This window comes from Picosynechococcus sp. PCC 7002, from assembly GCF_963860125.1.
Classification (GTDB): Bacteria; Cyanobacteriota; Cyanobacteriia; order Cyanobacteriales; family MRBY01; genus MRBY01.
Genome location: NZ_CAWLFA010000001.1, coordinates 589593 through 614316 on the forward strand (window position 1 = coordinate 589593; position 24724 = coordinate 614316).

Consider the following 24724-nt stretch of genomic DNA (forward strand, 5'->3'; position numbering starts at 1 on the left):
TGGGCCTGTTGTAGATCGAGAAAATGAAAGATCATTCGGGGTCAGTGACGTCTAAGGCCCCCCGAATAATCACCACTGTGCGGTTTGTCCCCTTGGCGATCGCCTCCGGGATATTTCCATGGAGCGCCTTTTGAAATAAGCTTTCTCGGCTAGCTCCCAGAATGACCAGATCGTAGGTTTCTTCTTTGATTAGGCGGATTAAACTGTCAGCAATGTGGGACGAGCGAATAGGTAGGGGAATAATGGGAATTTCGACCAGGGGATCCAAGCCTCGCTTGGCCTTGACGAGCAGCGGAAAATGTTGGGGGCGTTGTTGGGGTTGATAGACCTGACAGAGGCAAATTTGGGACGGCAGGGAATAGCGCACCACCTCTGGGGACAGGTGCAGCAGTGCTGGGATGAATTCCTGGGCGCGTTCGGCGTTGGGGCCGCCCGCAATGGGAACGAGGGCGCGGATTTTTCCTGTTTGAGCCTTAAATTGGAGGGGATGGGCGTGGCTCGTTTTCACCAAAATCACGTCACAGGGCACTTTTTTCACGAGATATTCCATTACACTCCCGAACAGTTGCCCCCCTGGGTGGCGATCGCCTTGCCAACCCAAGATTAACCCCTGATCCTTGCTCGAAATTTCCTGAAGAATGGCCCCGGCCACATCGTAGGCGAGGATCACTTGGGTGTGGATTGAGATCCCCAATGTCTCCCCAAGGCGTTCCAGTTTTTCCATCAGATGCCGTTCTGGATAGGTGTTCATGTGGGCATCGGTGAGGGGATAGGTTGCTGCCACCTGCACCACATTCAGGCAATAGACCATGGCATTTTTTTCCTTGGCAATGGCTGCCGCAAAGGTGATGAGGGCTTCGGCGGTATTGGGATTGGCGATCGCCACCCAGAGTTTGCGCTTGTAATTGTCGCTGGTGTGGGTTTGATAAACGCAATAGGACGGCGTGCGCTGTACTGCATGGTGACTTTTCCCGAGGAGTTCCTGGGCCTCGGCACGAATAATATCTGACCGGGTAATAATCCCCTGGAGCTGATCATTATCGACGACAGGTAGGCGGGAAATTTGATAACGATTGAGCAGGTACAAAACATCACTAAGGGAAGCCCGGGGAGAGACCGTAATCACCTTGCGTTGCATCACCTGGGCTACCGTTAAATTCTTTCCCTGGGCCGCCATTTGGGCCAGATCCCCTTGGGTGACAATGCCGACGAGCTTGCCTTGTTTTAAAACCGGAAAACCCCGGTGGGGCGATTCAGACAGGATGGGGACTAAATCCTTTAAGTTGAGGTGGCTTTCCAGGGTTTCTACTTCCGGTTGCATCACCTGGGCGGCGGTGAGATCCGTTAACACCTGGGGGTTTTTTTCCTCCTCTAGGTGAATGCCGCTGGCTTCCAGGAGATACTCGTAGATCGAACCTTTAAAAATGCTTTCGGCCACGATGAGCGCTGTCACCGAAGCCAGCATTAAGGGGAGGACTAAATTAAAATCTGTGGTCAGCTCAAAGACAATTACAATCGCGGTCACTGGCACCCGCGCCACCCCTGTAAAAAAAGCCCCCATCCCCGCAAGGGCGTAGGTATATTGGGTCGCCTCTGGCACAAAGATCTCGGCACAGGTACCCACTAAATAACCGAGGGCCGTGCCTAAAACGAGGGTCGGTGCAAATAGTCCCCCCGGTGCGCCGGAGCCATAGGCAATCAAGCTTAGGAAAAAGTGGGCGACAAAGGCGATCGCAATTACCTGCCAGCCCGCATCCCCCGTAAGCAAAAAATCCCGTAGCCCTGCATTGTCCCGGAAAAAAGGCGGCAAAAACGCGACCACAGTGCCCGAAATCGCCCCGGCGATCGCCATCCGCACCCCCAAGCTCAAACGGAGACGACGATTAAACCCCAAAACCGTTAAGATACCGCGATTGAATAAAGCCCCCAAAACCCCTGCCAAGCCCCCCAACAGCAAATACCAGGGGATTTCTGCCAGATAAAAATTACTTTGATTCGCCGCGTTTAATAGCTCTGCGGGCAAATTCAGATCCGAAGTGCCAAACCAGCGGGAGACCACCGCGCCCGTAAAGGAAGCAACAATTGCTGTTTCTAAAGTCAGCCCTGACATGTCCCGCATCAGTTCTTCGACCACGAACAGTACCCCAGCAATGGGGGTATTAAATCCCGCCGCTAAACCCGCCGCTGCTCCGGCTGCAATCATCTGTCGTCGGTGGTTTGGGGTTGTCGGCAGCCATTGACTGAGTTGAGCTGCGAGAGCCGCACCGATATGGACACTGGGGCCGCGCCGTCCGAGGGTCAGTCCACCACCTAGAACCAAAATCGTGCCAATGGATTTAGCTAAGGCTACCTTCCAATTTAGCGGCAGGGGAAATTGGGCCAGGACAACCTTGACCTGGGGGACGCCGCCCCCCTTGGCTTCTGGGGCAAAGGTCTCTAGGAGATAGCCCGCCAACCAGCCGCAAACCACCCCAAACAGAGGCAGGATTAACCAGGCGCCGTATTGACGACTCAGGATGACCCGATATCCCCCCACGAAACCAATGCCTTGTTTGAGGAAAAGGGCCGCCAAACCGGAGATGACACCAATGAGGCAGGCTTCGATTAATAAATAGTTATTGTTTAAGCTGTGCTGGCCTAAGGATCGAAAAATCCACCAATTTCGCACAGAAGCCATGGCGATCGCCCGTAAGATGCTTCAAAAGATTCAGAAACGCTGGTTTCAGCTTTCCCCTAGCAGATTAGCACGATCTTTCCCTGGGCCTTTCAGGAAAATTTTTGGCAAATTTTAGCCCAATCGTTGACAAAAAAACCTGACCTTGACAGATCAGGTGATGCATTTTAGGGATGTAAAAGCTGATGGGTAATGCATTCACTCCTTAACGGGGCAAGGCATATTTAAAATCAGTGGAACCTTGGTAGCCAGAAAGCTCTGCCAGACGTTGTAGCGGTTGAGTGCCAGCATAACGTTCCCCATTAATCTCCCAGGTAGGGAATCCTTCTAGCCCAGCGGCGGCACAAACATCAGGCTGGCCATTTTCTCCTTCGGGGGCGCATTCAATGTAGGGCACTTTGGCAAAGGCTTCTTTCCCGAACAACTGTTTTTGGTCGTAGCAGTGGGGACACCAGTAAGCGCCATATTCTTTCGCCCCAATTTCTGTGAGGTGTTCGGCTAGGGCAATTTCTGCGGGGCCAGAGGTAGTGGTGATTTCCCAGCCTGTGGGCGGTTCGGGGGCGCGGTTGGGGACTTGGGTAATAATTTCTTGGCCCTGGTCATTAAGCACCGGGACGTTGCCTTGGATATCGCGTTCAATGCTGTTGTATAAGCCGAGGGTGCCGAGGGCGGTAATTATCGCCACCACAAAAATTGTCAGGAACACTTCACCCCAATCGTCCCAAAAGCGACCAAAGAGGGTTAATAGCAGAAAACTCGCGGCAAAGGTGGCCGAGGTGATGCAGTAGAGACAAACGCCGCCAATTTTCGCAAAGAGAATGTACATCAGGTAGGCACTAAACAGGCTCATGGCGGTGGCACCAATGAGGAGAAAGAGCCATGTCCAATCTTCGTATTTGTTCCGCAGTTTTTTGTTGTCTTCGGGATTAATCGCCAGGGGCACTAGGGAAAAACCGGCCATGGCGAGATAGGCGATCGCCCCAAACAGCGACAAGGGCAAGCCAAAGACAAAGGCGTAGGGACTAGAGAGTACATCACTACAGCTCGCTGCTGCTTCTGTACCACAGGCCACCTCTGCCCCGAAAAGTTTGGAGATCGTCAGGTAACTGGTGAGCAAAAAGCCAATGATGGCGATCGCCCCGATAATAGGGCGGGACCACTGATGGATCCAGGGTTGAGAACGTCGGCGTACCATAGCGCGTCAAAAAAATTCCAAGCAATAAATTGTCTACATCTTAAACCTGCGGGGCGGCGGGTTGCAGTTGGCTGACTAAATGGCGCAGTTCCGGCAAAATGAGTTTTTCCATGGCTAACCGCACCGCCCCAGTCGATCCGGGTAGGGAAAATAAAATCATCCCCCGATAGGTGCCTGCCACCGCCCGGGAGGCGATCGCCCTAGAGCCAATCTCCTCGTAGCTCAAGGCCCGGAAAATTTCCCCAAACCCCGGCAAGGTTTTTTCTAAATGTTTGGCCAGCATATCGTAGGTGTTGTCCCGGTGGGCGATACCGGTGCCGCCATTAAAAATTAAGGCTTCCAAATTCGCGTGGGCGAGGTGCTCTAAACGATGGGCGATCGCCTCTGGATCATCTTTAATCACCTCATAATCCCCGATTTCATGGCCTGCGGCGGTGAGTAATGCTTGAATTAACTGGCCGCTTTTGTCTGTTTCTGGCGATCGCGTATCGCTGACAGTGATCACCCCACAACGGACGACACGCGCAGCAGGATCAGGATGAGGTTGCAGCATGATCAGCAAAGATGATTAACAATGGTTGTGACAACAAACCCCTACAGGAGAAGTTAAAAAATGCTAGACGAACAGGCCAAAAAAACAATGCTCCTCCACATTCCCCACGCATTATATATCTGCGGTGTGCGGGATGGTGATGAGATGAATGGCTTTACTGCCAGTTGGGTGATGCAAGGTTCCTTTAAGCCCCCCCTCGTGGTCAATTGTGTCCGCTCCGATTCTGGTTCTCACGCCATGCTCAAAAAAACCGGCGTCTTTTCCCTGAGTTTTCTTGACGACTCCCAAAAAGATATGGCCGCCAATTTCTTCAAACCCAAACGTCGGGTCGGCAATAAATTTGAAGATGTGGAATTTTACGAAGGAGCTGAAACTGGCTGTCCAGTGATTAAAGATTCCCTTGGTTATGTGGAATGTAAAGTGGTCGGGGCCGTTGAACAGGGCGATCACACGGTCTTTGTGGGCGAAGTGATCGGCGCTGGCGTACACCGGGAAGGCAAAATTCTCGACCTGGCGAGTACGGGCTGGAGTTACGGCGGCTAAAAGTAAGGCTCTATTTTGCCGAAAACCGACCTAGTCTTTCAACAAAATTTTCCTGATTTAAAACGATGCCTCTGATTAAAGTTCAAACATCTTTACCACCCGCTTCCCAGGGGGATGTAGAAGCCCTTTTGCTCAATTTGTCCCGCAAACTCGCGGCGCACCTCGGTAAGCCAGAATCCTATGTGATGACCGCTTTTGAGGCCGGGATTCCCATGACCTTTGGGGGATCGATTGATCCAGCTTGCTATGTGGAGATCAAAAGTGTGGGCACCATGGGCGATCACACCCGCACCATGAGTGAAGATTTCTGTAATGAAATTCACCAGAGTCTTGGTGTTGCCAAAAACCGTATCTACATTGAGTTTGCCGATGCCAAAGGCAGTATGTGGGGCTGGAATGGTTCGACTTTCGGTTAACCGCAGCCGATGACCAAAGCGATTCAATTAAGTTTGGGTTTATCTTGACAAACGCCAACTAATCCCAAGGAGCTGCCGCATCTATAAATTTGGGGCGGCTTTTTTTTGCGGCAAAGCTCACAATCTTTAGGCGATCGCCGGAGGCAAATTAGGTAATTTACAGTAGTTAAAAATACTTACGATGGGACAGTTTGCTGATGTCAGCAGGATCAAAGAAACATTTCCTGGCTGATTGTTTCACAAAACAATTTAAAAATCCGAATATCTGCGCCAAAATGCGGAAAAAGTGAGCTTTGACGTCTAAATTCAAGCTTTATTTTCGCGGAGATAGTACAACGATCAATAGCTAGTTCTAATCGCTGTTTTTTGCAAAGCTATCTCGATTTCAATCAGGAGTTCCGATGAAAAGTCAAACAAAACGCCTAAAACGCGCTTGTAGTTATCTCGTCCTCGCCCTTAGTGCAATGGTTCCCTCGGTTGCCCTCGCCGGCCATACCAATACTATTCTGCACACGATGATGGATGGTAGCGCAGAGGTGCCAGAAGACGGCAATATGGAAATGCTTGTCGGTGATGCCAATGGTGAGGGCCATGCCTACGTTTTTGGCATTGATAATGATCCGACCACCCTTTGTTATTCGATGACGGTCACTGGGATCCAACTCGTTCCCGTCGGCTCTGGGATGGCGGCCCATATTCACGAAGGCGCAATGGATGAAAATGGCCCAGTGGTCGCAGTTTTAGCCGGGCCAGAGGATGGCAATGCTGCGGACTGCCTGACGGAAGGGGAAGAAGGGAAATTTCCCACGGGTGAAACCGGAATTGTGCAACGTATTTTAGAGAATCCCAGCGATTTTTATATTAATGTTCATAATCCCCAGTTCCCGAACGGGGCTATTCGGGGTCAACTGAGTTCTATTCATTCCCATTCTCATTAGGGATAGGGCTTAAAATTTCACAAGATTTTCTGCTGAATTTTTTGGGGCGATCGCCCGCAGTTTCTTTTGTTTTTCCGAGGGGAATTTCATCAAAGACTGCGGGTTTTTCTGGTGTGAATTCTAAGTCTAGACTAAACCTTACTGGAGGTAAGCGCCTTGGCTATCGGGGTGATCCATTTGGGGTAAGCCCATGCTGAAGTTCATTACCCGTGAGTCGAGGTTATAGCGGAGTTCACCTTTTTGGAGGAGGTCACGGATAAAGGCTTCTAGGTCAGAGCCGATCCGCCGCAGGTTGTATTCGGTTAAATCCTCGCCGCTGTTACTTTCCACGAGGGCATCGAACTGGCGATAGACTTTCTGGAGACTTTCTTCGGGCCAAACGAATTCGTTATCTGGATCGACATCCAAGGTGAGCACGGTTTCACTGGGGATTAATTCATTTTTCTGAATTTCGGCAGTGTAGATGCGGACGTGGCGGGTCGTGGATTTAAGCAGCATAGGACTTAACAGATAAGATGAAAATTATTCTGCAACAATTGCTATTGTGACATTTCCCCAGTGTACAGATAAAGTTTTCCTTGGTGCGGCGACAAACCATGCGCCAGAGTTACCAATCTTCCAAAAAGTAAGGCCCTTGTGGAAACGTCTGGGGCAGCTTGTCATTTTCGGTGTCATTTTACTCAATCTTTGGGGTTGTACTGGGACGGAGGCCCCCCGGGAATTTGCCCCGGACGGTGAGGTGATCCAACGGGCGATCGCCACCAAACTTAGAAGCCATTACCAACAACTGAGCCAGACCATTAATGCGCCGCCGCCCAACTTGGAACTGAAAAATATCCAGGTCAAAAAGCTCGATTCTTTTTTTCTCCAGGCACTGCCGGTTTATCACCTCCAGGGCACCTATGATGTGGTACTGAATTTTCCTTCCCAGCGCACAGAAAATCGTCGCCGCAATCCCTTTGAGGTTTATCTCCAACGGCAACCGGAAGGAAAAACCTGGCGATTGCTCGAAAAAAATCCCCAGGGTTGGCGATCGCAACAACTCCCTCGATAAGCCGCATCCCCGTTTCCCTGACCCTCTACAATAAAAGCAATCCGTCTTTGCCCGATTTCCCGCCTATGTATGACGAAGAAGATTACCGTCCCGTCCGCCGTTTCCCAAAAGTCCCCCTAGACAGACGCTTTTGGGCTTTTTTTGTGGATTTTATCGTCGCTTGGATTGTCAGTGGCTTAGGGGGCTTAACCCTACAGTGGTTGGTTTTTCTCGTCGTCTGGTTTGGCCTGCGGGTCTTTCTCGTCAGCCGTAACCAGGGTCAAAGCCTGGGCAGTTGGGCCTTTGATATCAAAGTCATCGACATCCGTTACCGAGTGCCAGAAATTATCAACCTCAGCAAACGAGAAGGCATTTTAGGGTTTGCCGCCATGCTTGCCATGTATGGGATCCAAAGTTTTTTTCTGATGGGAAACGGCATTTCTTTGATTTTGTTAATCTCTCCCCTGTTGGCCTCCTGTGGCGTGGCGATCGCCGACGAAGAATTCAACCAAGCCTTCCACGATCGCATCGCCGAAACCTATATGATCCAAACCCAGCGCGGTTTTTCCCTAGATTTACGTCTCAAACAAATCCTTGCCGAGCTAAGACAAAATATGCAAAAATAGAAATTTGTGTGTAAACCTTAGCGATCCACAACCGCTAATCTAGTAAAAAATTATGGCAAGCAAAAAAGGCGTCCGCATTACCATCACCGTGGAATGCACCGAATGTCGCACCAATACCAACAAGCGCTCCAATGGCGTTTCCCGCTATACCACTAGCAAAAACCGTCGGAACACCACCGGGCGGCTCGAAATCAAAAAATTCTGCCCCCACTGCAACGCGCACACTGTCCACAAAGAAATTAAGTAGGTAATTCCTTTACCACTGAAATTTTATCGACAAATTTTTTATTTTTTAACGTTATTTATTAACCATGGCCTACTACCGTAAACGTCTTTCTCCGATTCCTCCTAGCCAGCCGATCGATTACAAAGATGTCGAACTCCTCCGCAAATTCATCACCGAGCGCGGCAAAATTTTACCCCGTCGGATCACCGGCTTAACAGCGCGTCAACAACGGGATGTCAATACCGCCATTAAGCGGGCACGGATGCTGGCCCTGTTGCCCTTCATCAACAAAGAAGGCTAAAGTGATGCCAAGCAATTCTAGGTGTTGAGTTTAGGATTGCTCTTGTATAGTCGCGTTAGGCAACAAAGCTGGTGGAAAAAGGACAACTGATTGAGTTTCGGCTACAGGGAGAACGAGTACTTGCTGTCGCTGAGCGTCCTGAAGGAAAAAAAGATTGGATCGTAATCGATGGACGGGGGCAATCCCATAAGCTGCGTCCCCAAAGGGTTGAATACACCGTGGCGGGTTCCCCCTACGATCCAACTGAGATCCCCAGCTTTTTCACAGAGAGTCAGGCATTAGTTGATCCCGACAATCTGGCCGTCGCCTGGGAGTTTCTCGTTGAAGCCTCGGAACCGGCAACCCCAGAATCCCTCGCGCAACTCTTGTTTTCGGCCAAAACGCCCCAGCAATGTTATGCCTGTCATCTGATGCTGGCGGAAGATAAGATTTTCTTCAAACGCAAAGGGGATTACTACGAACCCCGTGCAGAGGCGCAGGTTCGCGAAATTCAGCATCAGCTAGAAGTTGAAGCTCAGAAAGAACGTGAAAAAACGGAATTTTTACAGCGGGTTAACCAGGTGATCGCCGGAGAAACAGTAACCTGGGAAGACAGTGATCGGCAACGTTTCGAAAGCCTAGAAAAATTTGTCCTCTACCCGGAGCAGTCAGCCAGAGCCGCCCACGACCTCCTCGAAATGCTGGGGCGATCGCCCACGACAGAACAGGCTTTCCGCCTCTTGGTCTCCCTTGGCTGGTGGAGTTTCCACGAAAATCTTGCTCTCCTCCGGAGCGGTTACCCCAGAAAATTTTCTCAGAAGGTACTCGATGTGTCCCATGCCCGCCTGTCAGCCTCGCCCGGTGATACCGATGAGGGGAACCGTCTCGATTTAACCCATCTCAAGACCTACACCATTGACGATGAGAGTACCTCAGAAATTGACGATGGCCTCAGTATCGAAACCCTAGAAGACGGTCTCCATAAAGTTTGGATTCACATCGCGGATCCCACCCGCTTGTTAAGCCCTGGGGATGAACTCGATCTAGAAGCCCGGCGTCGTAGTACCAGCCTCTATTTACCCACGGGGATGATCTCCATGTTCCCGGAAGAGCTGGCGACGGGGCCGATGAGCTTACGCCAAGGTCAGGTCTGTGCCGCCCTCAGTTTTGGGGTTTTGCTCACAGAAAATGGGGCGATCGCCGATTATGAAATTACCCCCAGTTGGGTGAAGCCCACCTATCGCCTGACCTATGACGATGTGGACGAAATGCTCCATCTGCGGATCCAGGCCGAATCAGAAATCGCCCTCCTCGCGGATTTTGCCCACAAACGCCGAAAGTGGCGGGATGCCCAAGGCTCCATCAGTATTAAGATGCCAGAAGCCTCCATTAAGGTGCAGGACGAAAACATTTTCATCGAAGTCCTCCATGCCTCCATGTCCCGGGAACTGGTCGCTGAAATGATGATCCTCGCTGGCGAAGTGGCAGGCCATTACGGGCGTACCCATGGTTTACCCCTGCCTTTCCGGGGACAACCCCAACCAGAACTGCCCCCCCAAGAGGAACTGTTATTATTACCCGCCGGGCCTGTGCGCGCCTGTGCGGTAAGGCGTTGTATGCCCCGCAGTGAAATGGGCACCAATCCTGTACGCCATGCCAGTTTGGGGTTAGACTCCTATATCCAAGTCACGTCCCCCATTCGTCGTTACACTGACCTGTTGGCCCATTTTCAAATCAAGGCCCATCTGCGGGGGGATGAACTGCCTTTCTCGGTGGATGAACTCAAGGAAATTCTCTACAGCGTTGTCACTTCCAGTCAGGAAGCCGTCCATGTAGAGCGCCAAACCAACCGCTATTGGAGCCTCGAATACTTACGTCGTAATGCGGATCAAGTGTGGCAAGGGTTAGTCCTACGCTGGCTCCGGGAAGATGAAAAGTTAGGCATTATTCTCCTGGAAGAACTGGGCCTAGAACTGCCCCATCGCTTTGAACGGGCCGTTGCCTTAGGCGATCGCCTGGAAGTAAAAGTAAGCCAAGCCGATCCCCATAAAGATGAAATTCGCTTCCGGGAACTGCTCGAAACAGAGATTGCGGCGGCTTCCTAGGATCAAAAGCCGACAAAACATCAAGATTTATAACAGACTCTGCGGGTTCCCTATTGAGAAATATTGCAGTTCTCTGGAGGGCGTCCGTTGTTTCTCCTGGGCATGGTAACCTCATAGCCAGCGAACTTGAAATGTTTTCGAACAACTGTGAAAGCAATGACTGCTATTTACTCGACAAAGAATCAAGTCAATCCCTGGGCAGAAGAGATGGGTGAATACGTGGCCCAACTGCAACTCCATATGGCACTCCAGGCGAAGAATCTCGTGCCTTCCCTAGAACATCCCCAGGATGGTCGGCATCAGTTGCTCCATGAATCCCAACTCCACTTGGAAAAATTGGCTTCCCGCCAAATTGCCTAAAAAAATCTAGGGATGATGCTCGGAATCTTATCGGGTTTAACTCCTAAAAATCATTGGGCCAAACAATCTTCTAGGCGTTGTAAAGCTCCCTGCCATTGAGCATAGCCAGCATCGCTCAAGTGGAGGCCATCGGTGGTTAGCTCCGACCGGAGTCCACCATTAGCGTCGGTGAATAAAGGATAAAGATTGAGGTAGTTGACACCTTCTTGGGAGGCGATCGCCTGGAGTTGTTGATTAATACGAATGGCCCGGTCTTTGCGTAAATAACCGTGATTCGTGGGTAAAAGGGACTGTACGACGATCACTGACTCAGGATGTTGGCAGCGCAATTGACGAATGATTGCCCGCAGATTATTCAGTACCGTCGTCTCAGAAACTCCCTGCTTGAGATCATTGACTCCGGCCATGAGATAAATCGTGTCTGCCTGGAGGCCATGAAGCGTTCCGAGGCGCGCCAGGATTTGACTCGTATTTTCACCTGAAATCCCTTGGTTTAACCAAATTTTAGAAGCCGGTAAAAGGTCATTGGGAAACCAGAGGCTCAGGGAATCCCCCAACAAAATGCCGAGGGACTGCCGCCCTTGATATTGGGCCGCCAAGTGCACTTCTTGGCTCAGGAGCTGTTGCCACTGCTGATAGGTGGGTTGGGGCGCGCCATTTGTCCATAGCCGGGTACTTGCCCCTGCCTTAAGGGCAGTTTGGATCTGTCCCCGTAATAAAGCATTGAGACGAAAAGTATAGAGTTGCGCCCCGGAACGAAAGCGAGGGCTCGCTAAATATTGCGGTGTCGCCGTTGCCCAAAGGTTGGTGGCCGTTGGATTGCTTGCCCTTTGGACACAGGTTTGAGGGGCGATCGCCTTGACCGAATGAACAGCAGTCGGCGTTCGGCATAATAAATTCGCAACTAAAAATAACGGTTCTGACATGGCAATTTCCAGGGCAAACACCTTCTAATTATTGTCCCAAAACGAAAAGTTGCCGATAAATCCGTTAAGAATAAACCCTTTAATGACTCAGGGGTTTGTTACATTAATCTGGTAAAACGCGACCAGGAAGCCTCTGGTTATTCTGCCCCGTTTTTTGACCGAAGCCAAACCTCCCCGGACAACTTTGGTCCCTACGCTTGTCGTTACCTTGTAATCAAAAATTCATGCCGTATTTTCAATCGTTCCTTCTCAATGCGCCCCCCGCTAGTGAAGCAGCGGAACCCTCCATGATTCTGGCTGCGGTGCTACTGAGCCTTGTGGTCATCTACTTTGCGAGTAAAGTGGGCGGAGAGCTTTGTTCCCGCATCAATCTCCCCCCAGTACTGGGCGAATTAGTCGGCGGAGTATTGGTGGGCGTATCTGCCCTGAGTTTACTGGTCTTTCCAGAAGGGGGCATCGAAGCGTCCCAATCACTACTGATGCAATTTCTGCAAAATACAGCCGGTTTAAGTCCAGAGGCAGCCCCGGCAGTGTTTGCCACCCAAAGCGAAGTAATTTCTGTCCTCGCAGAACTAGGGGTCATTATCCTTCTGTTTGAAATTGGTCTTGAATCGGATCTACAAGAATTGATTAAAGTTGGCCCCCAAGCCGCCATTGTCGCCGTGGTTGGGGTTGTGGCACCTTTTGCTGCAGGGACAGCAGGTTTAGTCTTTTTATTCCATCTCAGTACAGTGCCAGCGATTTTTGCGGGGGCAGCCCTCACGGCAACCAGTATCGGGATTACCGCGAAGGTGCTAGCAGAATTGGGTCAACTGACCACCAAAGAAGGACAAATTATCATTGGCGCGGCTGTACTCGATGATGTCCTCGGCATTATTGTCCTCGCTGTGGTTGCAAGCTTGGCGAAAACAGGAGAAGTGCAGGTTGTCAGCACTATCTGGCTCATTGTGAGTGCTGGGGCGTTTCTCATTGGTGCGATTATTGTCGGTCGCCTCCTGAGTCCTTTATTTGTCAGTTTGGTGGATGGGATGAAAACCAGAGGCCAATTGTTAACCGTATCCGTTGTTTTTGCCTTTGTGCTGTCCTACATTGCGACGGTGATCCAACTGGAAGCGATTCTTGGGGCCTTTGCGGCTGGACTGATTTTGGCGGAAACGGATAAACGGGGCGAACTAGAAGAACAAGTATTGCCGGTGGCGGATTTGTTTGTGCCGATCTTTTTTGTGTGCGTCGGGGCAAAAACAGACCTCAGCGTCCTCAACCCGGCGGTTCCGGCCAACCGTGAAGGATTAATTATTGCGGCCTTTTTGATCGTGGTCGCAATTGTCGGTAAGGTCATTACGGGCTTTACCGTCTTCGGCCAAGACCAGTTGAACAAGTTGGCGATTGGGGTAGGCATGATTCCCCGGGGCGAAGTGGGCCTTGTGTTTGCAGGGGTTGGTTCGGCCAGTGGCGCCCTCTCGGAATCGACGGAAGCGGCAATTATTATGATGGTCATCTTGACGACATTTATTGCACCGCCATTTTTGCGTTTGGTCTTTAAGGAACCCCAGGCGGCGATCGCCACTGGAGAGACGCCGGAGAAGCTACAATAATTCAGCCTTGGGCAACCATTGAAACATATCCTAAGCGACCCACGTCCCTTGGGAGAAGGTAGGAAGAGGTTTTATCTCTATCCACCGGAATTGTTCTATATCTTGAGGGCGTGGCATTTTCCCTTGTGAGTCGAGGATTTTTAACTGTGAGATTTTTCTGGTTTTTTCTGACGCTACTGACGCTATCCACTTGGCAACTACCGGCTTGGGCAGGTCAATTGGTCTTTTGGGAATTTAATACCCAACGACGTCAATTGCAGTTTCGCACCAATGAACGGGTGCAGCCCGAAGCGCAACTGATCCCAGATCCCAGCCGTTTGGTGATTGATTTACCGGGCACTGTCCTGGGAAGCTCTACGGTCAATCGCAGCTATGGCGGCAAAATTACGAGCGTACGGCTAGGTCAGTTTGCGCCAGATGTCACACGGTTGGTGGTGGAATTAGCCCCTGGCTATACCTTAGATCCTGAGGCAATTCGTTTTGAAGGGCGATCGCCGACGGATTGGGTTGTGAATTTACCAGAACCTGAACTCATTCCCGTGGCCCCAGTAGCTCCCAGTACCCCAGAAATTTTTAACAATTCTACCAATCCTGGAAATCCCAGTAACGCCGCTCCAGAAGAAGCTTTTTTTAATAACTTGGTGCGGGTGACCCAACAGGGATTCCTCGTCAACCTGGATCCCCGGCCCGGTAGTCGCATCACCACCGACCAAGATGGCGATCGCCTTACCTTTACCCTGCGGGATTTGCAATTGCCCCGGAGCTTAGAAAATCAGACCCTAGATGTTAACCGCTACAAAGTCCGCCAAATCAAATTTGAGCAACCCAGCCGTACCGAAGCCCGCATTACCTTAAATTTAGAACCCGGTAGCCCTCGGTGGCGCGCGCTGTATACCACCTACGGTGATGGCGGTTTGGTACTGCTTCCGGATGGGGGCACCAGTAGCCTAGGGGGAAGAGAAACCGGGGCGATCACCGTCCCCACCCAACAATCAGTCGCCACAGCTCAACCCCAACAAACCATCGTTGAAGCCCTAGAACTTGCCCGCAACAGTACCCAGTTAGTCATCCGTGGCAGCGATCGCCTCCAGGCCGATGGTGGTTGGAATCGTAACGCCGGCTTCTACCAAATTCGCATTAACAACGCCCGCCTTGCCCAACCTGTGCGTGGCCCCCAGTGGGGGGGAGATAGTCCCATTTCCCGCATTGCCATCCGCCAGGAAACGGCCAATACGGTGCTCGTCCAGATTGAACCCGCCGAGGGGGTACAAATTGGAAGTCTCAGTCAACCCAATGCCCAGTTTCTTGCCCTAGACCTCAATCGTCCCCAAACGGCAAGCCCCCTGTTTGTGCCGCCGGCCCCAACGGCACCGCCCCCCACAACCCAAGCGGTACTGCCAAATTTTCGCCCGCCCCGGAGCAATATTATGGTCATGATCGACCCCGGCCATGGTGGTCGTGATCCCGGTGCTGTGGGGATTGGTGGCCTACAGGAAAAAAACGTGATTCTCCCCATCTCCCAGGAAGTAGCCCGAATTCTGCAACAAAGTGGCATCACTGCCCGAATGACCCGGGATACGGATTATTTCGTCAGCCTAGAAGGACGTACTCAACTGGCTAACAATGCCAACGCCGATTTATTCGTAAGTATCCATGCCAACGCCATCAGCATGAGTCGCCCTGATGTGAACGGTCTAGAGGTGTATTATCACCAGACCGGGAAGACTTTAGCCGAGTCTATTCATCGCAATATTATGCGGCGGATTCAAATGCGAGACCGGGGGGTGAGAACGGCGCGCTTTTATGTATTGCGTAATACATCCATGCCTTCAGTGCTCGTGGAAACAGGTTTTGTCACGGGTCGGGAAGATGCTCCCCGCTTGAATGATCCTGCATTTCGGAGCCAAATGGCCCAGGCGATCGCCGCTGGCATCCTGGAATATATCCAAAACAATGTGCGCTAGCCCAGGGGGTTGCCAGAAAATCAGTAATTCGCCACAGAAATAAGCGCAAATACCTTAAAACTGCGCTAATCTTTGTTTAATTTATTTGGTGTGAACGAGAATCTATGGGCAACCAACAGCAACACCCCATTGGCATTTTTGACAGTGGCTTGGGGGGCATCACCGTCCTTCGAGCCCTTTACCGACAACTCCCCCAAGAGTCGATTATTTATTTTGCCGATACGGCCCGATTACCCTATGGTGATCGTTCACCTGAAGAGTTGATTCAATATGTGCGCGAAATTCTGACTTGGATGGAAGCCCAAGGGGTGAAGATGGTGGTAATGGCCTGTAATACCAGTTCGGCGATCGCCTTGGATGTGATCCGCTCAGAATTTAAAACCCCCGTTTTAGGACTGATTCTTCCCGGAGCAAGGGGGGCAGTCAGTCAAGGGAAACGCATCGGGGTGATCGCTACCCAGGCCACAGTGAATAGCGGCGCTTACGAAAACGCAATTCTGGAAGCGAACCCAGAGGCGGCGGTGTGGCAAATGCCCTGTCCAGAATTCGTCCCCCTCATTGAGGCCAATCGCATTAATGATCCCCACACGAAACGCATTGTCCAAAAACGTCTGCAACCACTCCTCGAACAGGGCATTGATACCCTGGTTTATGGGTGTACCCACTATCGCCACTTGTCTGGGGTAATTCAATCAATTTTGCCGAGCCATGTGATTTGTGTCGATCCGGCGGAATATGTGGTCAGTGCCACGGAACAGGAATTGGAATTGATGGGTTGGAAAAATCCCCAGTCACCATTACCAACCCGCTTTGCGGTGAGCGGTTGCCCAGACCAGTTTGCCCAATCGGCGAAGGGATGGCTTGGACATCAGCCCCTAGTGGAACAAGTAGACTTAAAAAACCTAATTATGAATGCATCGCCCCTTTCGATCACCAATGGCTAAAGGGCGATCGCCTGCCTGAAACAGGTGTCCCTACGAGCGATCGGGCCAGGGTAGACCCGCAAAAAAGAGCCGTTTTCTGCTGAAACGAATCCATTGCCATACAATATAGAATATGTAAATTTTCGTAAATTTCGTTTCCCTCGGCTTAATAATGATTTCAGCGACTACCCTTTTTTCTCCCGTCGAAGCCGACCTCAAGGAGCTCAGTGAAAATCTGACGCGGCTAATTAGCGCCCGACATCCGATTTTGGGGGCCGCGGCAGAGCATCTGTTTTCTGCGGGGGGGAAACGAGTTCGACCCGCCATTGTGCTTTTGGCCTCCCGGGCAACCCTAGGCGATCGCCCCTTGACCCAGCGGCACCGTCGCCTGGCAGAAATCACCGAAATGATTCACACGGCGAGCCTTGTCCACGACGATGTGGTTGATGAAGCGGCCCTGCGCCGGAGTGTGCCCACCGTGAACAGTCTCTTTGACAATCGCATCGCGGTTTTGGCCGGAGACTTTCTCTTTGCCCAGTCCTCGTGGTATCTCGCGAATTTAGATAATCTCACCGTGGTGAAATTGCTCTCTGAGGTGATCAAAGACTTCGCCGAAGGGGAAATTCAACAGGGGCTGAACCGCTTCGACACCGGAATGAACCTCGAAATTTACATCGAAAAATCCTATTACAAAACAGCGTCATTGATTGGCAATAGTGCCAAAGCGGCGGCTGTTCTCAGTGAGGTTGACCCAGAAATTGGCGATCGCCTCTACGACTATGGCCGCAATTTAGGCTTGGCCTTCCAAATTGTCGATGACATTCTCGACTTCACCGGCTCTACTGATGTTCTGGGGAAACCCGCCGGATCCGATCTGATCGGCGGCCACATTACCGCCCCAGCCCTGTTTGCCATGGAAGAGCATCCCAACCTGACCCAACTGATCGAGCGGGAATTTGCCGAAAACGGCGACCCCGAAAAAGCCCTCGAAATTGTGCGCAACAGTAATGGGATCAGTCGCGCTAAAGAACTTGCGGCCCATCACGGTCAATTGGCTCGCCACAGTTTAGAGTGCCTAGATCCGTCTCCCTCCAAAGATGCCCTCACGGATCTCATTGACTACGTTTTGGGCCGGATGTATTAGGCCGCACCCTGAAGTAAAAAAGCAACCTGAAACAAGGCGACATCCAGTTGCAATGATTGACCATGGCACGACAGCGTAAAAAAGCCGATCTCCCGACAAAAACTTGCACCGTTTGCGGACTGCCGTTTACCTGGCGCAAAAAATGGGAAAAATGCTGGGATGACGTGAAATATTGTTCGGAGCGGTGCCGGCGGCGGCGTAACCAAGGGTAATTTTCTCCTAGGATGAAAGGGTACGCTTCCCTCTGTTCAACCATGAGAACGATCGCCAGCATCAACGAAAAGATTCTCGCCCACCAGGCCGTTGTCTGGACGGTGTCTGAAGTAAAAGCACGGGTGGCGGAATGGGGCATCAAAAAAATTGCTGAAACCGTTGATGTGGTGACCACAGGTACCTTTGAGCCGATGGAATCTTCGGGGGCAATGCTCAACCTGGGCCATACGGATCCCCCCATTAAAATTCGCAAATGTTGGCTTAATGGGGTGCCCGCTTATCCTGGCCTGGGGGCGGTGGATATTTACCTAGGGGCGACCATGATGGAAGACCCCCTGGAAAATGAAGCGGCGGAAATTGGCGATCGCCCCCTCTCCCAGAAAGGCGGCGGCCATGTCATTGAAGATCTGATCGCAGGTAAAACCGTCCATCTCCATGCCCTAGGCCATGTGACCGATTGTTATCCGCGCGCTACCTGGGACAATACCCTCACGAAAGATCAAATTAATCAGTTTTATCTGTTCAATCCCCGCAATCTTTATCAAAATTTTATTGTGGGCGTTAACGGTGGCGATCGCCCCCTCTATACTTACCTCGGCCCCCTCCAGCCCCATTTGGGAAATGCCGTCTATGCCTGTGCTGGAGCAATTTCTCCTTTGTTAAATGACCCAGATTTAGAGTTGATCGGGGTCGGCAGCAAAATTTTCTTGGGGGGCGGTATTGGTTACGTGGCCTGGGAAGGCACCCAGCATTTTCCCCTCCAGAAACGTCTGGGCAATCGCACACCCCTGGGGCCAGCCTCCACTTTGGCCTTGATCGGCGACGCAAAACAAATGGACCCCAAGTGGGTACGGGGTTGTTATTTCACCAAGTACGGCCCTTCTTTAATGTTGGGTGTGGGGGTGCCCCTGCCAGTTCTCCATGAGGAAGTCATCGCCCACTGTGCTGTCCAAGATAAAGAAATTGTCGCCCCGGTGATGGATTTTTCGATTCCGCGCCGGGTGCGGCCCACCTTTGGTTTGGTGAGCTATGGCCAGCTCAAAACCGGGAAATTAACCATTGAGGGAAAAACCGTAAAAGTTGCTCCGGTCACAAGTCTATATCTCGCGGATCAAGTGGCAGAAACCCTCAAACAATGGATTCAAGCCGGAGATTTTACCCTCACCGAACCCGTGGCGACCATCAGTGGCGATCGCCCCTTTTTGTCCCAAGACCAATGGAGCCAGCGTTTGTAATACCGACGAAAAAAGCCACCATCCTGAAACGGCGGTGACCATCGATCATTTTTTAGAAAACAGAATTTTCCCAGTAAATTTCGTTAGCTCATGGTGGCATGACTAGGGCCATAGTCCGCACGCACTTGACGAGGGAGTTTACCTTGGATCGTGCCTTGATAGTCTCCTTCTGGTGCCATGCCGATTTCTGTGGCAGAACGGTTCAGGAGGGACATTTGACGATTTTTAATGGCGTGGTGATGGCGCATCATTAATGCACGGGCTTGTTGTTGGGTTCTCATGGTTTTGCTCCTGACCGACCGCGAAACACGGGGGATTTGTGTTTTATGCTTTGTTCTCTACCTCATTATATTTTATTTTCTGTAAAATTTGATACAGAAAACATATTTTAATAAGAGCAACTGGCCTTTTTGACAAAAAAGTTGGGAGAAAGCAACCTTGCTAGCTGGCAGGTTCTTGCGATCCCCTAGGGCAATCAGTATGATCTGGTGAGGCTTTACGCAAACTTTCGCGAGTACATTGGGACTTCATGGGTAATCAAATGGCATCTACTCCCCCGTTAGAGAGCAGTGATCCGATTACGGCAGCCTTGCAGCGGGCCCATCAGGCTTCCCTAGAACTAGAGTTACTCAAAGGTAGTGAACGTCATCTGGGTATTGAGGCGATCGCCACCGCCCTAGAGGCCAATATTTCCGTCATCCTCGAAGCGAATACCAAGGATTTAGAGGCCAGCCGCGAAATGGCCGTGCCGAAGCTGATTCTGGATTGGTTAAAGTTGACCCCCGAACGGCTGCAAAAAACAGTGCGTCTGCTGCGTCAACTGCCAAAACTACCCGATCCGCTGCAACGGGTGAAAAATGCGACCTATCAAATTAGCGGTTACCAGACCTATTCCCAACGGATGCCCCTGGGGGTGATTTGTCTGATCCATGAAGCCTTGCCCGAATTAGGGGCGATCGCCGCTGGACTTTGTTTAAAGACAGCCAATAGCCTCGTGATTCGCGGTTGCGGTGATGCCAGCCATACCAATCATCTGATCGCTGAGATTATGCAAACGGCCCTTGCTGACCAGGGTTTACCCGCAGGCTGTTTAGAATCTCTCTCTTCTGAGGAAGGTTGTACCGTACAACAGCTAGTGGCCCAGGATCGCTACTTGAACCTGATCATTCCCTATGGCCGTCCCAACATGATTCAACAGGTGGTGCAACATGCCACCACCCCTGTCCTGAGAACCACCGTAGGCAATTGCTACCTCTACCTCGCCCCCAGCGGTGATCTGGAATTGGCCAGTTGGGTGATCCAAGACAGCCATAATTACGAACCCGATGCCGTCAATGCCATCGAAAAAGTCCTGGTGTGTCCTGAGCAAAAAACATCCCATTTAATTAGTCTGTTTAAATCCCTCCAAGAACAAGACTTTGAGCTACGGGGAGATGCGTCCCTCGTCGAAGAATTTCCTGAACACCTCGCCCCCATCGGTACCGAAGAAGAATGGCAGCAGGCTTATTTGGAAAAAATTGTGGCGTTTAAACGGGTGCCGGATCTGGCCGCAGCCATCACTGAAATTAATTGCAACTCCGGTGGCCATGCTGATTGTATTGTCACGGAGTCCTACCATGAAAGTCGGCAATTTTCCATGGGACTCGATAGTGCCTTGATCTATATCAATGCCTCCCCTTGTTTTTCGCGTCATCCCTTGGGGAGCGATTCGGTATTTCTTGGGGTCTCGAACCAAAAGGGAAATCGCCGGGGTTTAATTGGCCTCGAAAGTTTTACGACCATTAAACAGGTGGTTCAGGGGGATAGTACCCTCTAGGTTTCAACGCCTCAAAGAACGCTGTCTCGATGGAGATGGCCTTTGTAAGCTTAAAAAGTTAAGGACAAGATTTATGTTTAAAGCGATCGCCCTCAGTTCTGGTATTGCCGTGGCCCTGACCTTTCCGGCGATCGCCCAGTTTCCCCGCCAAAGCGATCGCCTCCAATTGGTCTACCCCCCAAACAATCACCAAACCAGCGCCGCCCAGATTTTCTTGATTGGCTCAGCCCCAGCGGCGGGCACCGTGGCGATCAATGGTCAACCGATTACCCGGAGTGACTTTGGCCATTTTGCTCCCAGTTTGCCCTTGGCGGTGGGTCAAAACCAAATCACCCTGACCTATCGTCAGCCTTCGGGACAGACGGAAACAAAAACCCTCACCGTTGAGCGTTTGGCGAACAATACAATGCCGCCCAACCAACTCGAAGCCCCTTTCCCGGCGGTGGATATTGCCCGGCAAGCCGACGAGACAATTTGTTTCCAAGTCCAGGGGCCAGCCCAAGCCCAAGTTAGGGTTGCCCTCGGCGGAAAATCTTTTTCCCTACAACCCCAGACCACGGTGACGCTCCCCAGCAATGCCGCCGTCTTAACCCTAGAGAATGAAGCTCCTGCCGAAGTTTTTACGGGAACCTACGGGGGCTGTCAGCGCTTTACCCAAGGCGGGAACCTCGGCCAAGCCCGTTACCAGATGAATGTCCAGGGGCAAACCAGCACCGCCACCAGCCCCGGTCGCATCGAAATTTTAGACACCCAAAATACTGAGGCGATCGCCGTCACCAGTTTAGCAGGGGTGGCCCGCACAGGCCCCAGTACCAATTTTTCCCGCCTCACGCCCTTGCCCCAGGGAACCCAGGCCCTGGTTACTGGCAAAGAAGGGGATTGGTTGCGTTTAGACTATGGCGCTTGGATTCGCGCTTCGGAGACCACACCGATCCAGGGTGCAGTGACGCCGACGACATTGATTCGCAGCCTGCGATCGCAAACCACCGCCACGGAAACAAACGTTATTTTTCCCCTCCAAAGACCCGTACCAGTTACCGTCAGTCAAAATGACGACACCTTTAGCCTGACCCTCCACCAGGCGATCGCCCAAACTGACACCATTTATCTAGATGACAGTCCAATTATCCGCCGCCTCGACTGGGCACAGCTTGATCCAGAAACGATCCGCTATGATTTCCGCCTCAAAACAGACCAACAATGGGGCCATTCACTGCGTTATGAAGGCAGCAATTTAATTTTGTCCCTCCGCCACCCGCCACAACTCCAGGGGAATTCGCTCCGGGGCGCGACCATTTGGCTCGATCCTGGCCATGGGGGGGCTGAATCCGGTGCCTTGGGGCCAACGGGCTACCCTGAAAAAGCAATTAATTTGCTCATTTCCCAAAAAATTCAAAAACAACTGGAAGCCAAGGGCGCGGAAGTGATCCTCAGCCGTACCACGGATCAAGATTTATCCCTAGGCGATCGCCAGGCCGCGATTCGCGACCTCCAGCCCACTTTGGCCCTGTCTGTCCATTACAACGCTCTGCCCGATGCGGGGGACGCGGAAAATACGGCGGGAATCGGGATGTTTTGGTACCATCCCCAGGCCCATGACCTGGCGCAGTTTCTCCACGACGACTTAACGACGCAGTTAGGCCGTCCCAGTTATGGTGTCTTTTGGAATAACCTAGCCCTAACCCGGCCCCAGGAAGCTCCGGCGGTTTTGATGGAGTTGGGTTTTATGATTAATCCCACGGAGTTTGAGTGGATTACCGATCCCCAGGCCCAGGAAGAACTCGCCGGGGCGATCGCCACGGCAGTTGAAACCTGGCTGCAAACCAAGGCGATCGCTCAATAATCCCTAGGGAGCCGCCGGGGCAATCACCGCATCCCCTAAACCGACTTCCCGTTTCAGTTGGGCAAAGGCACGATTGTAATCGGTGACTGCCTGAAGATAGTTCCCCCGGGCCGTATTCAGACCCGTTTGGGCAGAGATTACATCGGTTTGGGTGCCGACCCCTGCATTAAAGCGCAGACGAGCCAGGCGTAAACTTTCTTCTGCTAAAGTGACTGCGGCGGCTGCCGTCGTGATGTTTTGTTCGCTGGCTTCAAAGTCATAGTAGGCCGTTTCCACCGCCAGGCGAATTTGGTTTCTTTGGTTAGCAAAACGATTTTCGGCGATCGCCTGATCAACTTGCTCTTGATTTGCCCGGGCGGCCGCTGCACCCCCATCAAAGAAATTCCAACGCATCCGGGCCCCAACCGTTAACCCATCGGCGGGGCCAAGGCTATCATCAAACACTTCCAAGACATCATAATTCGCAAAAACGCTGACTAAAGGTCGAACGGCAGCCAATGCAATCCGTTCCTGGTAACCATCAACTTCCCGCTGGAGGAGCTGCTGGCGCAATTCTTGGCGGTTTTGCAATGCCAGGACAATGGTTTCTTCTAAAGAAATTTCCCATCTTCCAGCGAGGTTAATCTCATCGGCGGTGCGGGGATCGATGGTCGGTTCCAAACTCAGCAGTTGAGCCAGTTGACGCCGGGCGGTTCTTTGGGTGGCTTCAGCCCTGGTGAGCCGCTGTTGGGCACTAGCGAGTTCGACCTCGGCCCGCAACACATCAAATTTTGTGCCCAAGCCTGCCTGTTCTAGTAGGGTGGCATCCCGTAAACTCTGGGTGGCATCAAACACCGAACTTTGCTCGATAACCACCTGGGCGTCGGCACTCTGGAGATTGTAATAGTTCACCGCAGCGGCTAGACGAGTTTCTTCGGTGAGGCGCTCGATGTCTAGTTCAGCAATTTGCAATTGGGTCTGGGCTGCTTCAATTTGGGCAGAGCGACGCCCCCCGGTATAGATGTCATAGCTGACTTCGAGACGACCATTGATCGCTGTGGTGGCATTGTTGTCTCCCCCCAGCCGTCGGGCCTGGAGTTCTCCGTTGGCGCTATCGGTGCGGGTAATGTCAACCTGGTTGCTGAGATTTGGGTATTCGGCGGCGATCGCCTCTCGCACCAGTTCCTCTGATCGGTCGTAGTTCAGACGGGCTTCCTGGAGCGTTTCATTGCGCTCTAGGGCCAGACGAATCGTTTCTTCTAGGGTGAGGTCAACAACATTGTCAGTCGTCACCGCCGTGGCCTCCTGGGGGACTGTCACTGCCGGATTATCGATGGGCTCTAGGAGCTGATTTAGATCTTCATTAATCACCCGATCCGGCGGTAAGGGTTGCACAAGGGGAATCGTCTGGTTTGTCTCTGCGGTGGGCAGGGTCACATCAATGGCGGTTGTTGGGGAGGGGGTCGCCGTTGTATCTACCTGGGCAAGGAGCGGCGAGGGAGCTTGAATTGTGCCGAGGTGGGCAGTCGGGGATAAATTGAGCTCTGGGGAAGGTAGAGGTAAAGCGGCCAGGGTTGTGGGTTGGCTGAGACCACCGAGACTCGGTAAAAAGGCTGCTGTATCGAGGGATTCAACGCTAGGAGCGGCCAATGGTGGCAATGGCGCCTGGGGGGTCTGGCCGATGAAAGGTTCTGGAGTAGCGATTTGCGGCGGGGTTGTTTGGGCGATCGCCACCCCACCACCAGAGAGAACCACAAGGCCACCGGTACTGAAAGTAAGAAAATCTCGAAAAGCGAACATTAGCTTCTAAGGGTCCAGCTGAAAATAGTTTAAAAATTGCCCACTAGCGAGCTTGGCAACGGGAAAAATTGCGCGGCCTAGGAGCTAATGACTTAGTTTAAGTCAAAAAACTTTAAACTACTACTTGTCACTAAATCCTCCAGCAAAAACCAATTGATCTAACCAGAAGAACTGGAACAAATTATTGGAATGCCTGTAATTTTTCTGTAATTGAATGTCATTGGCCGTTGCTAAGCGTTAGCTGCGCATCCCGCAAGCTTTTATGTTGTCACCAAATAAAGCGCTCAAATTGGGCGATTTTTGCCCCTTTATTTTTTTGACGACCAACGGCATCAAT

At 51.7% G+C, this 24724-nt stretch carries 24 protein-coding genes; 17 read left to right on the plus strand and 7 right to left on the minus strand.

Annotated features, from left to right (window positions below; translation table 11 throughout):
* Positions 1–31 precede the first annotated feature (31 nt).
* The 3 genes from AACQ84_RS02850 to AACQ84_RS02860 all read right to left on the minus strand — a co-directional run bounded on the left by AACQ84_RS02850 (position 32) and on the right by AACQ84_RS02860 (position 4422).
* The gene (locus AACQ84_RS02850; protein WP_041443344.1) at positions 32–2677 is read right to left on the minus strand and encodes a chloride channel protein; all 2646 of its coding nucleotides are present in this window, start codon (positions 2675–2677) and stop codon (positions 32–34) included.
* A gap of 202 nt (positions 2678–2879) precedes the next feature.
* Complete coding sequence (locus AACQ84_RS02855) at positions 2880–3869, minus strand: vitamin K epoxide reductase family protein (RefSeq protein ID WP_012306195.1); 990 nt, start codon at positions 3867–3869, stop codon at positions 2880–2882.
* Between the two features lie 40 nt (positions 3870–3909).
* Complete coding sequence (locus tag AACQ84_RS02860; RefSeq protein ID WP_012306196.1) at positions 3910–4422, minus strand: MogA/MoaB family molybdenum cofactor biosynthesis protein; 513 nt, start codon at positions 4420–4422, stop codon at positions 3910–3912.
* Positions 4423–4482: 60 nt separating this feature from the next.
* Here AACQ84_RS02860 and AACQ84_RS02865 point away from each other — a divergent pair, with 60 nt between their 5' ends.
* From AACQ84_RS02865 to AACQ84_RS02875, 3 genes are all read left to right on the plus strand, one after another.
* Positions 4483–4965, plus strand: coding sequence for a flavin reductase family protein (locus AACQ84_RS02865; RefSeq protein ID WP_012306197.1), 483 nt, complete (start codon positions 4483–4485; stop codon positions 4963–4965).
* Between the two features lie 65 nt (positions 4966–5030).
* Positions 5031–5381: a phenylpyruvate tautomerase MIF-related protein gene (locus AACQ84_RS02870; protein WP_012306198.1), complete on the plus strand. Its 351-nt coding sequence runs from the start codon at positions 5031–5033 to the stop codon at positions 5379–5381.
* Between the two features lie 401 nt (positions 5382–5782).
* Positions 5783–6319, plus strand: a complete 537-nt coding sequence (locus tag AACQ84_RS02875; RefSeq protein WP_012306199.1) for a CHRD domain-containing protein — start codon at positions 5783–5785, stop codon at positions 6317–6319.
* 138 nt (positions 6320–6457) lie between these two features.
* On the opposite strand, the gene AACQ84_RS02880 is transcribed toward AACQ84_RS02875, so the two are convergent.
* A complete protein-coding gene (locus AACQ84_RS02880; RefSeq protein WP_012306200.1) occupies positions 6458–6817 on the minus strand; it encodes an NAD(P)H-quinone oxidoreductase subunit M in 360 nt (119 codons plus the stop codon).
* 46 nt (positions 6818–6863) lie between these two features.
* Between AACQ84_RS02880 and AACQ84_RS02885 the strand changes: the two genes are divergently transcribed.
* The 6 genes from AACQ84_RS02885 (at position 6864) to AACQ84_RS02910 (ending at position 10949) form a co-directional block, all read left to right on the plus strand.
* Positions 6864–7373: a hypothetical protein gene (locus tag AACQ84_RS02885; RefSeq protein WP_012306201.1), complete on the plus strand. Its 510-nt coding sequence runs from the start codon at positions 6864–6866 to the stop codon at positions 7371–7373.
* A 65-nt stretch (positions 7374–7438) separates the two neighbouring features.
* The gene (locus AACQ84_RS02890; protein ID WP_012306202.1) at positions 7439–7978 is read left to right on the plus strand and encodes an RDD family protein; all 540 of its coding nucleotides are present in this window, start codon (positions 7439–7441) and stop codon (positions 7976–7978) included.
* 52 nt (positions 7979–8030) lie between these two features.
* A complete protein-coding gene (rpmG, locus tag AACQ84_RS02895; RefSeq protein ID WP_012306203.1) occupies positions 8031–8225 on the plus strand; it encodes a 50S ribosomal protein L33 in 195 nt (64 codons plus the stop codon).
* Positions 8226–8289: 64 nt separating this feature from the next.
* Positions 8290–8505, plus strand: a complete 216-nt coding sequence (gene rpsR, locus AACQ84_RS02900) for a 30S ribosomal protein S18 (RefSeq protein ID WP_012306204.1) — start codon at positions 8290–8292, stop codon at positions 8503–8505.
* A 71-nt stretch (positions 8506–8576) separates the two neighbouring features.
* The gene (locus AACQ84_RS02905) at positions 8577–10589 is read left to right on the plus strand and encodes a ribonuclease catalytic domain-containing protein (RefSeq protein ID WP_012306205.1); all 2013 of its coding nucleotides are present in this window, start codon (positions 8577–8579) and stop codon (positions 10587–10589) included.
* Positions 10590–10745: 156 nt separating this feature from the next.
* Positions 10746–10949, plus strand: coding sequence for a hypothetical protein (locus tag AACQ84_RS02910; protein ID WP_012306206.1), 204 nt, complete (start codon positions 10746–10748; stop codon positions 10947–10949).
* Positions 10950–10999: 50 nt separating this feature from the next.
* Here the strand turns inward: AACQ84_RS02910 and AACQ84_RS02915 are convergent, their stop codons facing one another.
* Positions 11000–11875, minus strand: coding sequence for a GDSL-type esterase/lipase family protein (locus AACQ84_RS02915; protein ID WP_012306207.1), 876 nt, complete (start codon positions 11873–11875; stop codon positions 11000–11002).
* A 287-nt stretch (positions 11876–12162) separates the two neighbouring features.
* Here AACQ84_RS02915 and AACQ84_RS02920 point away from each other — a divergent pair, with 287 nt between their 5' ends.
* The 6 genes from AACQ84_RS02920 (at position 12163) to AACQ84_RS02945 (ending at position 18949) form a co-directional block, all read left to right on the plus strand.
* On the plus strand, positions 12163–13470 hold the full coding sequence (locus AACQ84_RS02920) for a cation:proton antiporter (RefSeq protein WP_223209845.1): 1308 nt from the start codon (positions 12163–12165) through the stop codon (positions 13468–13470).
* Between the two features lie 146 nt (positions 13471–13616).
* On the plus strand, positions 13617–15434 hold the full coding sequence (locus AACQ84_RS02925; RefSeq protein ID WP_012306209.1) for an N-acetylmuramoyl-L-alanine amidase: 1818 nt from the start codon (positions 13617–13619) through the stop codon (positions 15432–15434).
* 104 nt (positions 15435–15538) lie between these two features.
* Entirely contained in the window at positions 15539–16378 is an 840-nt protein-coding gene (murI, locus tag AACQ84_RS02930; protein ID WP_012306210.1) for a glutamate racemase, read from the plus strand.
* A 151-nt stretch (positions 16379–16529) separates the two neighbouring features.
* Positions 16530–17501, plus strand: a complete 972-nt coding sequence (sds, locus tag AACQ84_RS02935; RefSeq protein ID WP_012306211.1) for a solanesyl diphosphate synthase — start codon at positions 16530–16532, stop codon at positions 17499–17501.
* A gap of 62 nt (positions 17502–17563) precedes the next feature.
* Positions 17564–17713, plus strand: coding sequence for a DUF2256 domain-containing protein (locus AACQ84_RS02940; RefSeq protein WP_071819459.1), 150 nt, complete (start codon positions 17564–17566; stop codon positions 17711–17713).
* Between the two features lie 42 nt (positions 17714–17755).
* Positions 17756–18949, plus strand: a complete 1194-nt coding sequence (locus AACQ84_RS02945; protein ID WP_012306212.1) for a homocysteine biosynthesis protein — start codon at positions 17756–17758, stop codon at positions 18947–18949.
* A gap of 83 nt (positions 18950–19032) precedes the next feature.
* Here AACQ84_RS02945 and AACQ84_RS02950 read toward each other — a convergent pair whose 3' ends face one another.
* Positions 19033–19230 carry a hypothetical protein gene (locus AACQ84_RS02950; RefSeq protein ID WP_012306213.1) on the minus strand — a complete coding sequence of 66 codons (198 nt, stop codon included), beginning with the start codon at positions 19228–19230 and terminating at the stop codon, positions 19033–19035.
* A gap of 260 nt (positions 19231–19490) precedes the next feature.
* On the opposite strand from AACQ84_RS02950, the gene AACQ84_RS02955 reads away from it, so the two are divergent.
* Complete coding sequence (locus tag AACQ84_RS02955) at positions 19491–20765, plus strand: glutamate-5-semialdehyde dehydrogenase (RefSeq protein ID WP_012306214.1); 1275 nt, start codon at positions 19491–19493, stop codon at positions 20763–20765.
* A 73-nt stretch (positions 20766–20838) separates the two neighbouring features.
* The gene (locus tag AACQ84_RS02960) at positions 20839–22608 is read left to right on the plus strand and encodes an N-acetylmuramoyl-L-alanine amidase (RefSeq protein WP_012306215.1); all 1770 of its coding nucleotides are present in this window, start codon (positions 20839–20841) and stop codon (positions 22606–22608) included.
* A 3-nt stretch (positions 22609–22611) separates the two neighbouring features.
* Here AACQ84_RS02960 and AACQ84_RS02965 read toward each other — a convergent pair whose 3' ends face one another.
* Complete coding sequence (locus AACQ84_RS02965; protein WP_012306216.1) at positions 22612–24387, minus strand: TolC family protein; 1776 nt, start codon at positions 24385–24387, stop codon at positions 22612–22614.
* Positions 24388–24724: the final 337 nt, after the last annotated feature.